The following is a 14062-nucleotide window of genomic DNA, read 5'->3' as shown; positions in this document are numbered from 1 at the left end:
CGGTGTTCCGGCCTCAGGCGTCGGGAACGCCCAGGCGTCTCGCCAGTCGCAGGAAGTTGCTGCGGTCCATGCCCGCCTCCCGCGCCGCGGCGGCCATGGAACCGCCATGGCGCCGGATCGCGGCGACGATCCACTCCCGCTGGAATCGCTCCGTGGCCTCGCGCAGCCCCAAGCCGTCGAAGCGCGCTGGCGCCAACGGCCGATCGGGGCCAGGACTTGCCTGGGCCTCCGCCACCCAGGCTCGGCCCGGCCCGGCTGTTGCGCCGGACTCGGCTGTTGCGGTGGACTCGGTGGACTCGGCAGGCGCGGTGGACTCGGCAGGCACAGGGGACTCGCCCAAGCCCAGGTGCTCGGGCTCGATCGCCACCCAGCGACCGCCCTTCCCCGCCGACGCCAGCGCGCGCAGCGCGGCGCGGCTGATCAGGTGCTCGAGCTCGCGCACGTTCCCCGGCCAGTCGTGGCCGAGCAAGGCCCGCGACGCGGCCGGTGACAGCCTCAGGTTGCGCGCGCCGAGGCGATGCTGGTTCTCCTCCAGGAAGCCGCCCGCGAGCGCCAGCACGTCGCGGCCGCGCTCGCGCAGCGGCGGCACCTGCAGCGGATAGACGGACAGCCGGTGATACAGGTCCGCGCGGAAGCGGCCGCGCGCGACCTCCTGCCTCAGATCGCGGTTGGTCGCCGCCAGCACCCGCACGTCGACGCGCTGCACACGGTCGCTGCCGGGCCGCTGCACGTCGCCGCTCTGGAGCACGCGCAGCAGCTTGGCCTGCACCGCCGGGGGCAGCTCGCCGACCTCGTCCAGCAGCAGCGTGCCGCCGTCGGCGAGTTCGAACTTGCCGATGCGATCCGCCACCGCGCCGGTGAAGGCACCGCGCTTGTGGCCGAAGAGCTCGCTGTCGGCCAAGGTCTCGGGCAGCGCCGCGCAGTTGATCTGCACCAGCGGCCGCTCCCGCCGCGACGAGCGCGCGTGGATCCGCTCCGCCACCAGCTCCTTGCCGACGCCGGTCTCGCCCAGGATCAGCACCGTCAGGTCCGAGGCGGCCACCGTGTCGATCTCCTGGCGCAGCCGGTTCATGGCCGCGCTGCGGCCGAGCAGCTCGCGCGGGGCGCCACCCGGCCGGCGATCGCGGGCGAGCGCCTCCTGCCGCGCCCGTTGCGCCAGCTGGACGATGGTCTCCTCGGCGGCGATGCCGGCCTCCAGCATCTGCACCGCCGCCGCGAGCTGCGCCGGACCGACCGCGTCGAAGGCGCGCGGATCCAGCGCATCGAGCGTCAGCAGGCCCCAGACGCGGCCCTCGTGCCGCAAGGGCGCGCCCATGCAGTCGTGCACCGCCTCCAGCGTCTGCTGGTTCGCGAGCAGCCCGTCATACGGATCCGGCAAGCCCATGTCCGCCGAGAAGCGCAGGCCCACGCCGCTGGCCAGCAGGCGCGCCAGCCGCGGATGCGCCGCCGCCGGGAAGCGGCGCCCGAGCGCCTCCTCCGACAGGCCGTCCACCGCGACCGGCTGCAACACCTCGGCGCGCTCCTCGGGCAACAGCCTCAGCAGCGCCACGGCGTCGCAGGGCACCAGACGGCGCACGGCCGCCAGCAGCTGGCGATAGCGGGATTCGGGTGTCATTTCGACCTGATGTTGTCATTCGGACCGGCCGCGATTCTCGGTCAATTCGACCCATGTGGTCATCTCGAGATGAACAGCCGCCATATGAATCAATGGCTTGCAATCCGACGGTGACCGTTCCGCGCTTGGCACGAATCCTGTGTAGATCGGGTCATCCCAACGACACCTCGGAGCTCACGTGTCCCAGTTCTCTCCCGAGACCATCACCCTGATCCAGGCCACCGTCCCCGTGCTGAAAGCCCGCGGCGAGGACATCACCCGCCACTTCTACGGCCTGATGCTCAGCGAGCATCCCGAGCTCAAGGCCTTCTTCAACGAGGCCCACCAGGCCGAAGGCACGCAAGCCCGCGCGCTGGCCGGCGCGGTGCTGGCCTACGCCAGCCACATCGACCGGCTCGAAGCCCTGGCCGGCGCCCTGCCCCGCATCATCCAGAAGCACGTCGCCCTGGGCGTGCAGCCCGAGCATTACCCCATCGTCGGCCAATGCCTGCTGCGCGCGATCCGGGAGGTGCTGGGCGCGGAGATCGCCACCGACGCCATCCTCGACGCCTGGGGCAAGGCCTATGGCGCCCTGGCCCAGTTGCTGATCGACGCCGAGGAACAGGCCTACGCCGCCACCGCCGCGCAGCCCGGCGGCTGGCGCGGCCAGCGCCAGGTCCGCATCGCCCGCAAGGCGCGCGAGAGCGAGCTGATCACCTCCTTCTACCTGGAGCCGGTCGACGGTCGGCCGCTGGCCCCCTTCGTGCCCGGGCAATACCTGACCCTGGTGCTGCGCATCGACGGTCGGACGGTGCGCCGGAACTACTCGCTGTCGGACGCGCCGGGCAAGCCCTGGTACCGCGTGAGCATCAAGCGCGAGGACGGCGGCCGCGTGTCCAACTGGATGCACGACCAGGTCCAGGTCGGCGACACGATCGAGATCCAGCCGCCGGCCGGGGCGTTCACCCTCGACGCCCAGGCCCGGCGGCCGCTGGTGCTGGTGACCGGCGGCGTCGGCATCACGCCGGCGATGGCGATGCTGGAGTCGGCGGCGCCCAGCGGCCGACCGATCCGCTTCATCCACGCGGCCCGGCACGGCGGCGTGCATGCCTTCCGGGAACGGGTGGACGCGCTGGCGGCCGCGCACGACAACGTCGACGCCTTTTACATCTACGACGCGCCGCGCGATGGCGACGCCCCGCATGCCGTCGGCCTGATCGGCGACGAGCTGCTCGCCCGCCAGTTGCCGGCGGACCGCGACGTCGACCTCTACTGCCTCGGCCCCAAGCCGTTCATGCGCGCGGTCCTGCGCAGCGGCCGGGCCTTGGGCATCCCGGGCGACCAACTGCGCTACGAGTTCTTCGGTCCGGCCGAGGATCTGCTCGGCGCCTGATCCGCGCCGGATCGGACGGATCGGGCGCCCATGCGGCGGGCAGGCCGGGAGGGCCCTCGCGCTTTGGAGCGCCCACTCCAAAGCGCGGCCGGTGACGCCTTCCGGACCCCCCCGCGGCGGCGCACGCACTAGCATCGCCGGTCATCACAAGCAGATGGAGACCCGCATGGAATGCCTGAGCCTGACCGAGGACGCCGGCGTCGCGCACCTGGTGCTGAACCGGCCCGACGAGATGAACACCATGTCGCCGCAGCTGTGGCGCGAGCTGGAGACCGTCCTCGAGCAGCTGCATCGCAGCCCCACGCTGCGGGCGCTGGTGATCTCGTCGACGGGCAAGCACTTCAGCGCGGGGATGTCGCTGGACGTCTTCAAGAACGGCGGCATCCAGCTGGACGACCGCAGCGCCGAGGGCCGCGCGGCCATCGTCGACCTGCTGGCCGACATGCAGCAGGCCTTCAACCGCCTGGACGACCTGCGCGTGCCGACCATCGCCGCGATCCAGGGCGGCTGCATCGGCGGCGCGGTGGACCTGGTCGCCGCCTGCGACATCCGCTACGCCGAGAGCGCGTCCTTCTTCTGCATCCAGGAGATCAACATCGGCATGACGGCCGACCTGGGCACGCTGCAGCGCCTGCCCAAGCTGATCCCGCTGGGCGTGGTGAAGGAGCTGGCCTACACCGGTCGCCGCATGCCGGCCGCGCGGGCGCAGGCCGTGGGCCTGGTCAACGAGGTCTTCGACAGCCAGGCCGCCTGCGTCGAGGCCGCGCTGCAGTGCGCGCGCGAGATCGCGCAGAAACCGCCGGTGGCGATCTGGGGCAGCAAGCAGGCGATCCATTACGCGCGCGACCACGGCGTCAAGGACAGCCTGCAGCAGATGGGCTGGCTGCAGGCCGCGATCTGGCAGAACAGGAACCTGATGGAGGCCTTCGCGGCCGCGCAGGGCAAGCGGCCGACGGCCTTCCCGGACCTGGCCGCGCTGAAGTTCTTCCGCGAGGGCTGAGCCCGGAAACGACAACGCCCGCCGATGCAGCGCATCGCGGGCGTCGTTCCCCGCCAGCCGGCGGGACGTGAAGCGAAGCCGGGAGGCTTACTTGTTCACGGCGTCCTTCAGGGCCTTGCCGGCCGTGAACTTCGCGACCTTCGAGGCCGGGATGTCCAGCGCTTCGCCGGTGGCGGGGTTCTTGCCGGTGCGGGCGGCGCGCTCGCTCACCTTGAAGGTGCCGAAGCCCACCAGGGCGATCTGGTCGCCAGCGGCCAGCGCTTCGGTGATGGTTTCCAGGGTCGCGTCCAGGGCGGCGGCGGCGACGGTACGGGTGGTGCCCGCCTTGGTGGCGATGCCTTCGATCAGTTCACTCTTGTTCATCAGTCTTCCAGTAAAAAACCAGGATCCGGGGTCCCCGGGGGTCGCGATTATCAGCCACTCCGGCACCCTTCCTGTTTGAAGACGCAACGGGGCCCCATCCGGGCGGCATTCGCCCAACCGGGATCCGGCGCGAGGACAGCCAGCCCGGCCTCCAAGGAGGTCGCCGGGTCGGCACCGACCCCGGCAAGCAAGAAGCCCGGCACTTTCGTACCGGGCTTCACGGGGCGCCGACATCCGGGGACGTCGGCGGCAGGCGTCGGCGCGGACCGGCCGGGGCCGATCCGCGCGCCTCAGGCGTCCGGACTCACCAGCCCAGGTCCTTCAGCAGCGGCTTGGTGATGTCCTTGGGCGGGACCAGGATGGTCGTCAGATCCGCGTTGATGTTGGGTTCCATCAGCAGGTTCGGGAAGGCCGACACATCCCAGTGCGACACGGACGAGCCCACCGCCAGCACGCTGGGCGTGTACAGCAGCGGACGGCCCTTGGCGTCAGCGCCCAGGCGGCGCGACAGGTCCACGATCAGCGCCGAGGACGCCGTGCCCACCTTGCCGCGCGGGGCGTACGGGATGGACGCGGTGATCGCCGCGCGCAGCTTCACGCCGTCGTCCTGCGACACGCTCACGGTCGGGATGACCACCGTCGGGTCCGAGCCACCCAGGCCCGGGGCCGCGCCGGCCGCGTTGTTGGCGATGATCACGCCCACCGCGCCCGCGTCCTGCGCGTTCTTGGCCTTGACGGCGAAGCCGCAGACGCCGCGATCGATGATCGCGACCTTGCCCTTGACCGCCGCCGTGTCCGCCGCGTCCAGGGCCGCGCAGCCCTGCCCGGCGGCGTTGGCCTTGACCGTGGACAGGGCCCCCAGCGACAGCTCGGTCGAATACACCGCCGGACCGAAGGAGGCCGCGCCGTAGTTGTAAGTGCCGGAGTAGCCGGGAGCCGCCGAGTTCACCGTCAGCGAGGGCGTGCCCGCCAGGATCGAGGCCGCGGCCACCGCGTTCGGACCGGTCCAGGCCAGACCCAGGTTGTTGGTCGCGGACACCTTGCGCTCGGCGCTGCTCATGTTCAGCCAGCTCTTGCCGGCCGTGTTGTCGAACATGTACTGCTCCCAGACGCTGGGCAGGCCGCCGTCGCGCACGTAGGCGGAGCCGTCGGCGTTGAGCCGGAAGCCCACCGCGCCGGACGTGCTGCCGATATAGACCGACAGCACGGTGAAGCCCAGGCCGTGGCCCAGCTCATGCAGCAGGGTCTCGACGAAGTTCACGCCGTTGCCCGCGTTCCCGTCCAGGCCGAGGTAGAAGGGCGAGCCGGTCAGGCAGCCCGTGTTGCCCAGGTTGATGTTGAACTGGGTGCGGATGTCGACGTTGCCGTAGCCGGTGCCGTCGTCGGGGATGCCGTCCGTCAGGTTCACGCCGGCCAGCTTGTTGGCCAGGGCCTGCGGGTACCAGGTGCCCGGAATCGCGTTGGGGAAGTCGTGCCAGTAGTTCCAGGGGCTGGCGCTGCCCAGCACGGCGGAGTTGGCCTGGCAGGTCAGCGCCTCCCAGCCGGCATTCACGGTGATCGTGATCGGCGTGTCGAGCGACTTCTCCCAGATGTCCGCGACGTAGCGGTACACGTACATGCGCTGCTCGCCCAGCGTGCGGCCGGGGTTGCCGCCGACGGGATCGACCGGCGTCGGGTCGTTGAAGCCCACGCCCGGCTTGTCGCGGCTGGTGATGACGATGGTGGCGGCCTGCGCCACGCCGACGCCGCACAGGGTGGCCAGCACGGCCGCGCGCAGCGCGTTCTTCTTGAAGGTCTTCAGCATCGCTTACTCCGTGGGCAGGGTGGCTTTGGCGATGGTGGCGCCGCTCTTGACGAAGGCCTCGGCCTCCTCCTTGCTGGAGAAGCAGACCTCCTCCAGCTTGCCGTCGGCGCCGCGCACCATGACGGAGTGGCTCATCATGTCCTCGGTGACGCGCACGCCCACCGCGCCGCTGCTGTGCAGCTTGCGTTGCGGGGTGATGGCGGCGGCCCGGCCGGCCACGCGCATCTTGGCGTTGACCGGCAACGCGGCCAGCGCGGCGTGCTCGTCGGCGGTGGCCGGACGCAGCTTGCCGGTGACGGTGTCGCGCACGACGACCAGGGCTTCGGTCGGCGCGGTCTCGGCAGCGCCCACGGGCAGCACGCCGGCGTCCTGCGCCTGCGCCGCCATCGGCAGGGCCATGGCGACCGCCAGACCCAGGGTGATACGGGTGATCATGTTCGTGATCCTTGCTCGAAGGGATGACTCGATGGATGGGGGAGTCCGGCGCCGCGCGCGGCCCGGTCCCCGCCGTCGGCACCGGGTAGGCGCCGCGGCGTCCGGGCAATCAGGCGCGACGGCGTCGCGCGGCCAGCAGGCCCAGCAGGCTGACACCGGCCAGGGCCCAGCTCGAGGGCTCGGGCACGCTGGCGAAGGAATCGATGGCCACGGCGTTGGACGAGTCGGCGCTGCCGATGTAGCCGATGGCGAAGCGCACACCGGCCGGGATGTCCTTGGCCAGGAAGGAGACGGTGTACTTGGTCCAGTCGCCGCCCGCCACGACGGTGTCGGCGGCCACGAAGCTGTTCAGGTCGCCCGCGGCGTTCACGAAGCCGAAGGTCACGCTGTCGCTGTAGCCGTCGGCCAGGATGCCGCGCAGCCAGAAGCTCACGTCGAAGCTGTAGGACGCCGTGAACACCGGCGAGAGCAGCCAGGACGACAGCGAGCCGCCGGCGACGGTGTTGTTGTAGTCGGAGGTCAGGAAGCTGTTGGCGCCGCCGGCCTGGCCGTCGATGCCGTAGTCGGCGCTGGAGCCCTGTCCCCAGGCGTGGGTCAGGCCCAGCGGGGTGCTGTCATAGATCAGCCAGCCCTTGCCGGTCAGCACCTGCTGGGCGCTCTTGCCGGGTTGGAGATCGAATCCCTCGGCGTAGTTCGGCCCGATCTGGGCGGCGGCCTGCGCGGAGGCAAACGCACCGATCAGCGCCAGGGCCGTGATGGTTTTCTTGAACATTGCTGCGTCCTTCTGCGAATGCGGTGGGATGTCCACCAGACCTTGAACAGACCGGGCCCGTGATGCGGGCCTCGCCTGCGATTCCTCGCGACCGGCTCGGGGGAAACCGGCCACTGGGGCGCGCCGATTGTGTGACGTACTTCACAGGCCTTTACAGGGGCCAAAGGAGCAGTTCCCCCTCGGTGCGGGGGGAGCGATTTCCCTAGCCCGGGCCGCGGCTTCACAGGGATTTCACGAAGGAGGGATTTGCTTCACCACGTCCCCGGTTCCCGTCGCGTGGCCCGCGCAAACGCGCCGCAAACCCGCGCAAACGCCCGGTTGCGCGGTCGGCGGCAAGACCTGGCACCCGGTGACGGCCCGCGTCGATGCCGCCGCGCGCACCGTGGCGGCGGACCGCCCCCGGGCGTCATGTCCAAGCGGGAATGACGTCGCCGGGTCGCCGGACCGGCCCCGGACTGTTGCGCACCTCGGGCAACTCCCGATGGCGCGGTACCCGACGTGAACCACGGGGCAGGCGCCGCCTCGGACATTCGTCCGATACCGCCGATCGCGGCGTTTCGCGACAGTGGAGGCCTTCCACCAACCACCCCGGAGCCCCCTCATGAACACCGCCCGCCGCCTCCTGATCGCCGCCGCCGCGGCCACGGCCTTCGCCGCCTCGCTGGGCGCCTCCTCCGCCGCGCGGGCGGCCGAGCCCGCGAAGACCACCGCCGCGTCGCCCACCGTCGTCATCGTCCACGGCGCCTTCGCCGACGGCTCCGACTGGGCCAAGGTCATCCCGCTGCTGCAGCGCGAAGGCCTGAAGGTCGTCGCCGTGCAGAACCCGCTGAGCTCGCTGGCGGACGACGTCGCCGCCGCGCGCCGCGCCATCGACGACCAGCCCGGCAAGGTCGTGCTGGTGGGCCACTCCTGGGGCGGCACGGTGATCACCGAGGCCGGCAGCTCGGACAAGGTCGCCTCGCTGGTCTACGTCGCGGCTTTCGCGCCGGACCAGGGCCAGTCGACCGCCGACCAGGGCAAGGGCTTCCCGACGCCGCCCGGGCTGACCCATCTGAAAGCCGACGCCCAGGGCTTCCTGCGTCTGACCGACGAGGGCATGCGCGACCACTTCGCCCAGGACCTGCCGGCGTCCGCGACCGCGGTGATGGCGGCCACGCAAGGTCCGATCCAGGCCAAGGCTTTCGAGCAGCCCGTGTCCACGACCGCCTGGAAGGGCAAGCCCTCCTGGTACCTGCTGACCCGGGCCGACCACATGATCCTGCCGGCGCAGCAGGCCGCGATGGCCAAGCGCATCGGCGCGCGCGTCACCGAGCTGGACAGCAGCCACGTGCCGCAGCAATCGCATCCCGAGGCCGTCGCCGCGGTGATCCTGGACGCGGTCCGTCAATCGAAGTAAGGTCCGCGCCGCGCGCGCGGGCGTCGGCAGGGGTCGGCGCCCGCGCGAGGCGCCGACCTTCATGACCGATCCGACGTCCCCCACCCTCCCCGCCTCGGCCGCCCTCGCGGGCTCGGCCGACGCCGCCACCCGCGATCCCCGCTCCGCCGCCGAGCCGGACGATCCCGCGGCCCGCGTGCCCGTGCTGGACGCGATCCGCGCCCTCGCCTTCGTCGGCGACCTGAGCATGGGCCAGCCCGTCGACCACTCCGCGCGCACCGCCTGGCTGGCGGCCCGCCTCGCGGGAACGGCCGGGGCCGACCGTGCCTCGATCGACGAGGCGGCCTGCGTCGCGCTGCTGCGCTGGTCGGGTTGCACGGCCAACGCGCCGGAGTTCTCCACCCTGCTCGGCGACGACGTCCGCGGCCGCGACGCCATGCTCACGACCGCCTCCGCCGCGCAGGCCGCCGCCTTCGCGGCCGGCGTCGGCGAGATGGCCCTGATCCATTGCGAGGTCGCCGGCGAGATCGCCCGCATGCTGGGCCTGCCGGCCTCGGTCGAGCTCGCGCTGCGCCATGTCTTCGAGAACTGGAACGGTCTGGGCGCGCCGGCCGGTCTGCGGGGCGACCAGGTGCCGGCGGCCGTGTATCACGTGGCGCTCGCGGGCGACCTGGAGATCTTCTCGCGCGCGCACGGCCTGACGGCCGCGCTGCGGCAGATCGCGGAGCGCGCCGACGCACGCTATCCGCGGACGCTGGTGGACCTGGTCATCGCGCACGCGGCCTCGTGGCTGGCGGCGCTCGACGACGGCGCACACGAGCGGGACGCGCTCGCGCTCGACGCGGCCGTCGACGCGGCCGTCTACGCATCGCGCCATGATTTCGGGGACCCGGCCAGCGGAGCGGCGCACGACAGCACTCGACGCTCGGCCATCGGCGCATCGCTCGCGACGCTCGAGACGCCGCTCGCGCTGGTCGCCGACGTCATCGACCTGAAGCTGCCCTGGATGACCGGTCTGTCGCGCCGCGTCGCCGAGGCGGCCCGCGCGACGGGCGCGGCGCTGGGCCTCGATGCGGCCGACCAGGCGCGGCTGCATCGCGCCGGTCTGCTGCATGGCATCGGGCGCGCGTCGGTGCCCAATGCGCTGTGGAACGAGGGACGGCGCCTCGGCGAGGCCGATCGCGAGCGGCTGAGGCTGATGCCGTACTGGACCGGACGCGCGGCGCGGCGGCTCAGCGCGCTCACCGCGGAGGCCGAGCTGGCGTCCTATGTCGACGAACGGCTGGATGGCTCCGGCGCCTTCCGCGGCGTGGCGGGCGCGGCGATTCCGAGGCCGGCGCGCGTGCTGATCGCGGCGGCATGCTGGGTGACGCTGAGGACCGCGCGCCCCGGCCGGCCGGCCGCCACGCTCGAGGCCGCGCGCGCCACGCTGCGCGCCGAGGCGCGGGCGGGTCGTCTGGATGTCGAGGCGGTGGAGGCGCTGTGCGGCGCGATCCCGAGGACCGCGTCGACCGCGGCCAGCACCGCAGCCGCGCCGGGCACGGCGGGCGACGCGATCGCGCTGTCGGCGCGCGAGGCCGAGGTGCTCGCCCGGATCGCCATCGGCGACAGCAACAAGGAGGCCGCGCGGGAGCTGGGCATCAGCCCGAGCACCGTGCGCACGCATCTGGAGAGCGCCTTCCGCAAGCTGGGCTGCAGCACACGCGCCGCGGCCACGCTCAAGGCCATGACGCTGGGGCTGCTGCCGGTCTGAGCGCGGCAAAAAGAAAGGCCCCGGTCTCACGACCAGGGCCGAAAATTCGTCCGCCCGCAGAGGGAGAGAGGCGGACCATGCGAGAGAGAAGCATGAACAGCGGAGCTCGAATACCGCTGTCAGGAACGTACTGTACGGACCGGCCCGTAGCCCGGCACGACGGCAACGCCCGATGCCCGCCGAGGACATCGCCGCATCCCGGTGTCAGGCGATGCCCTACGCGATGCGCCGGGCCGCGAGCGCCGCTCGCCGCGCGGCTCAGGACGTCGCGCCGACGCCGCCCTCGGTCGATCCCGGCGCCCGGGCGCCGCCGAGCGCCCGCCCCGCGCTCAGCGCCATGAAGACCGCGAAGACCACCACGCAGGCCAGGCCCGCGGTCAGCGACGAGTGTTCCGCGACCATGCCGATCAGCGGCGGTCCCGCCATCATCCCGAGGTAGCCCAGCGAGGACACGGCCGCGATGCCGTGGGCGGCGCTGACGCCCGGGACCTTGGCCGCGGCGCTGAACAGCACCGGCACGACGTTGGACAGGCCCAGCCCGACCAGCGCGAAGCCGAGCAGACCGGCCTGCTCGACGGGCACCAGCAGCGCCAGGGCCATGCCCGAGGCCGCCATCAGCCCGCTGGCCACCATCAGCGGCACCGGCGCCACGCGCGCCCGCACCCAGTCCCCGGCGAAGCGGCCCAGCGCCATCGCCAGGCTGAAGCTCGCGTAACCCAGCGCCGAGACGCTGGCGGAGCTGCCGCGCTCCTGCTTCATGAACAGGACGCTCCAGTCGTACATCGCGCCCTCGGCGATCAGGCCCAGCGCGGCCAGCGTCCCGATCAGCGCGAGCACGCCGCGCGGCAGGCTCATGGGCTGCTTCTCCCCGCCGGCGGCGCGCATCTTCAGCATCGCGGCGCAGGCGCCCAGGATCAGCAGCACGGCGACGCCGCAGGCGGTCGCGAGGTGGGTGCCCGGTGTCCAGCCCAGCAGCGGCAGCAGGCTGCCCACGCCGGCGCCGACCATGCCACCCAGGCTGAACATCGCATGGAAGCCGCTCATCAGCGGACGGCCGGCGAGGTGCTCGATCTCGGTGGCCTCGGCGTTGATGGCGACATCGAAGAGGCTGGCCGTCGCGCCGAAGAGCAGCAGGATGCCAACCAGGCCCCCGTACACCGACGGGGTCAGCAGCAGCGAGACGCCGCTCGCGCAGACCAGGCCGGTCAGGCCCGCCACGCCACGCGGCCCGAAGCGCCCGATGACGCGCCCCGCCTGCGTCAGCGCCAGCAGCGCGCCGACGCCGGAGGCCAGCATCGCCAGGGCCAGCGCCTGCTCGCCGATGCCGTAATGCGCCTTCACCGTGGGGACGTGCACGCCCCAGGTCGCGAACAGCGCGCCCGAGACGAAGAACTGGATGCGCAGGGCCCAGGCGGCCGCGAGCAGGCGGCGCGGCGTCGGGGCCGGGAAAGCGTCGGTGGGGGTGGGCGTGGCGGACATCGTCGGACGGCGTGAGCTGCGGGAATCGCGTGAAGCTGGCGTGACTGTAGGCGCCGTACCGCGCGCGAAACCGCCGATCGAGCCGCCTGTCGCCCGGCAGTCTGACAAGGTTGTCAAGGGGAGCGCACCGCTACACGGACCCCGGCGTCTTCGGGGCTTTCCCGAGGGGCCGCTGTCATTCTTGAACGCAGGCGTCAGAAACATTAACGATATGTTTCATCCCCGGACATTTGTAGGCCACCGCACCCATACTCCGCGCCGCAAGACCTGACCCCCATTCCGGGGACAGCCTCATCGTCGTGAAGTTCACCATGCCCAAGCCGCCCGTTCCCCCGATGCTCCTCGACCCCGACGCGCTGACCGCGCCGCCGCCGCCCGACGTGGATCGGCGTCGCCTGCTCGCCTTCGCCGGGGCCGGCGTGTTGAGCGTGACGCTCGGCGCCTGCGGCGGCGACAGCGCGGGCTCGCCCGCCGCGCCGGCCGCGGGACCCTCGCCCAGCCCGTCTCCCAGCCCGTCTCCCAGCCCGTCTCCCAGCCCGTCTCCCAGCCCGTCGCCGAGTCCCTCGCCCAGCCCCTCCCCGAGCCCCGCGCCCTCGCCCACCCCGGCGCCACCGACCGTCACGCTCAAGCGTGGCGTCGCCTACGACCTGCGCGACAAGGCGGACTTCGACGCGCTCGCGGGGCCGGTGGGCTGGTGGTTCAACTGGGCGCTGGACCCGGCCGCCACGGTCCGTGCCGATCCCACCATCGCTGGCGCCATGACCCATGTCCCGATGCTGTGGAACTTCAGCTTCGACACCGCGCAGGTCGTCGCCGCGCTCAAGGCCCGGCCGACCGTCACCGCGCTGCTGCTGCTCAACGAGCCCAACCTCGTCGACCAGGCCAACATCGATCCGGCCACCGCCGCCGCGCAGTGGCCGCGCTACGAGGACGTCGCGCGCCAGACCGGCGTGAAGCTCGTCGGGCCGCAGATCACCTGGGGCACGATGCCGGGCTACAGCGATCCGGTCGTGTGGATGGACGCCTTCCTCGCCGCCTATCGCAACGCCAATGGCGGCCGCGATCCGCAGATCGACGCGCTCGGTTTCCACTGGTACGACTACGGGCTGGGTGATCAGCTCGATCGGCTCAAGAAGTATGGCAAGCCCTTCTGGGTCACCGAGATGGCGAACTGGCATGCGCAGAACGATGGCGCGCAGATCGACACCGCCGCCAAGCAGAAGGCGCAGATGGCCGAGATGGTCGCCCTCTGCGAGGGTCGCGCGGACGTGCAGCGCTATGCGTGGTTCACCGGGCGCCTTGCCTCGGATCCGCACTTCAGCAGTCTGCTGGCGGGGTCGGGCGCGCTGACGGAGGTCGGCGTCCAGTACAAGGCCCTGCCCAGGACCTGAGGCGCGACGGCCCGGCGGGACGCGGGCACCGCGATTGCTGACCAGGAGGCATCACCCACTTCACGGAGTGCCTTCATGACCGTCAACACCTCCTCGCGCGTCCGTCGCGCGCCCGCCCTCGCCGCGATCGTCCTGGCCGTCGGCGGCTGTCTCGCCGCTGGCGCCGCCTCGGCCCAGGCCACCATGCCCGCGGCCACGCCGGCCTCCGGGGCCAAGGTCGCGCACGCGGACAGCAGCTTCCTGAAGGACGCCGCCGAGGCCAATTTCGCCGAGATCAATGCCGCCAACATCGCCGTCACCAAGGGCAGCAGCGCGGACGTCAAGTCCTTCGCGCAGAAGATGATCGATCAGCACAAGCAGGCCGACTCCGACCTGCAGTCGCTGGCCGTGGCCAAGGGCGTGAAGCTCCCCGCCGACGCGTCGATGATGCAGAAGGGCAAGCTCAAGGTCCTGGAGCAACGCGACGGGACCAGCTTCGACCACCATTACGCCGAGGGCCAGGTCAGCGCCCACAAGGACGCGGTGAAGCTCTTCACCAAGGCCTCCACGGACGCCAAGGACGCCGACGTCAAGGCCTGGGCCGTCAAGATGCTGCCGACGTTGCAGCAGCATTTGCAGGACGCGCAGGCCCTGGAGAAGACCACCCGGGCCGCCGACAAGAAGAAGTGAGGACACGGGTCCGGAGCGCGCCGCCTGGCGCCTC

The 14062-nt window shown here is 71.9% G+C and carries 12 protein-coding genes; 6 read left to right on the top strand and 6 right to left on the bottom strand.

Annotated elements, in window-relative coordinates; all coding sequences use genetic code 11:
• Window positions 1–13 precede the first annotated feature (13 nt).
• Window positions 14–1615, bottom strand: coding sequence for a nitric oxide reductase transcriptional regulator NorR (gene norR / locus MCHT01_RS08690; RefSeq protein WP_067064680.1), 1602 nt, complete (start codon window positions 1613–1615; stop codon window positions 14–16).
• A gap of 178 nt (window positions 1616–1793) precedes the next feature.
• Between norR and hmpA the strand changes: the two genes are divergently transcribed.
• On the top strand, window positions 1794–2987 hold the full coding sequence (gene hmpA / locus MCHT01_RS08685; RefSeq protein ID WP_067064678.1) for an NO-inducible flavohemoprotein: 1194 nt from the start codon (window positions 1794–1796) through the stop codon (window positions 2985–2987).
• A 166-nt stretch (window positions 2988–3153) separates the two neighbouring features.
• Window positions 3154–3987, top strand: coding sequence for an enoyl-CoA hydratase-related protein (locus MCHT01_RS08680; protein ID WP_420541801.1), 834 nt, complete (start codon window positions 3154–3156; stop codon window positions 3985–3987).
• 87 nt (window positions 3988–4074) lie between these two features.
• On the opposite strand, the gene MCHT01_RS08675 is transcribed toward MCHT01_RS08680, so the two are convergent.
• From MCHT01_RS08675 to MCHT01_RS08660, 4 genes are all read right to left on the bottom strand, one after another.
• A complete protein-coding gene (locus tag MCHT01_RS08675; RefSeq protein ID WP_067064674.1) occupies window positions 4075–4350 on the bottom strand; it encodes an HU family DNA-binding protein in 276 nt (91 codons plus the stop codon).
• A 304-nt stretch (window positions 4351–4654) separates the two neighbouring features.
• The gene (locus tag MCHT01_RS08670) at window positions 4655–6154 is read right to left on the bottom strand and encodes a PA domain-containing protein (RefSeq protein WP_067064673.1); all 1500 of its coding nucleotides are present in this window, start codon (window positions 6152–6154) and stop codon (window positions 4655–4657) included.
• Between the two features lie 3 nt (window positions 6155–6157).
• Window positions 6158–6589, bottom strand: coding sequence for a post-PEP-CTERM-1 domain-containing protein (locus MCHT01_RS08665; protein ID WP_067064671.1), 432 nt, complete (start codon window positions 6587–6589; stop codon window positions 6158–6160).
• A 109-nt stretch (window positions 6590–6698) separates the two neighbouring features.
• Entirely contained in the window at window positions 6699–7361 is a 663-nt protein-coding gene (locus MCHT01_RS08660) for a choice-of-anchor J family PEP-CTERM protein (RefSeq protein WP_067064669.1), read from the bottom strand.
• A gap of 601 nt (window positions 7362–7962) precedes the next feature.
• Between MCHT01_RS08660 and MCHT01_RS08655 the strand changes: the two genes are divergently transcribed.
• The gene (locus MCHT01_RS08655) at window positions 7963–8757 is read left to right on the top strand and encodes an alpha/beta fold hydrolase (protein WP_067064666.1); all 795 of its coding nucleotides are present in this window, start codon (window positions 7963–7965) and stop codon (window positions 8755–8757) included.
• A gap of 61 nt (window positions 8758–8818) precedes the next feature.
• On the top strand, window positions 8819–10489 hold the full coding sequence (locus MCHT01_RS08650; RefSeq protein WP_084452217.1) for an HD domain-containing phosphohydrolase: 1671 nt from the start codon (window positions 8819–8821) through the stop codon (window positions 10487–10489).
• Window positions 10490–10747: 258 nt separating this feature from the next.
• Here MCHT01_RS08650 and MCHT01_RS08645 read toward each other — a convergent pair whose 3' ends face one another.
• Window positions 10748–11968, bottom strand: coding sequence for an MFS transporter (locus MCHT01_RS08645; protein ID WP_084452215.1), 1221 nt, complete (start codon window positions 11966–11968; stop codon window positions 10748–10750).
• 335 nt (window positions 11969–12303) lie between these two features.
• Here MCHT01_RS08645 and MCHT01_RS08640 point away from each other — a divergent pair, with 335 nt between their 5' ends.
• A complete protein-coding gene (locus tag MCHT01_RS08640; protein ID WP_176579644.1) occupies window positions 12304–13359 on the top strand; it encodes a glycosyl hydrolase in 1056 nt (351 codons plus the stop codon).
• Window positions 13360–13434: 75 nt separating this feature from the next.
• Complete coding sequence (locus MCHT01_RS08635; RefSeq protein ID WP_067064664.1) at window positions 13435–14028, top strand: DUF4142 domain-containing protein; 594 nt, start codon at window positions 13435–13437, stop codon at window positions 14026–14028.
• Window positions 14029–14062: the final 34 nt, after the last annotated feature.

Source organism: Mitsuaria chitosanitabida ATCC BAA-476 = NBRC 102408, from assembly GCF_001598255.1.
Taxonomy (GTDB): domain Bacteria; phylum Pseudomonadota; class Gammaproteobacteria; order Burkholderiales; family Burkholderiaceae_C; genus Roseateles; species Roseateles chitosanitabidus.
The sequence above is the reverse complement of the archived record's forward strand: the minus strand, read 5'-3'. Positions and strand labels throughout refer to the sequence as shown.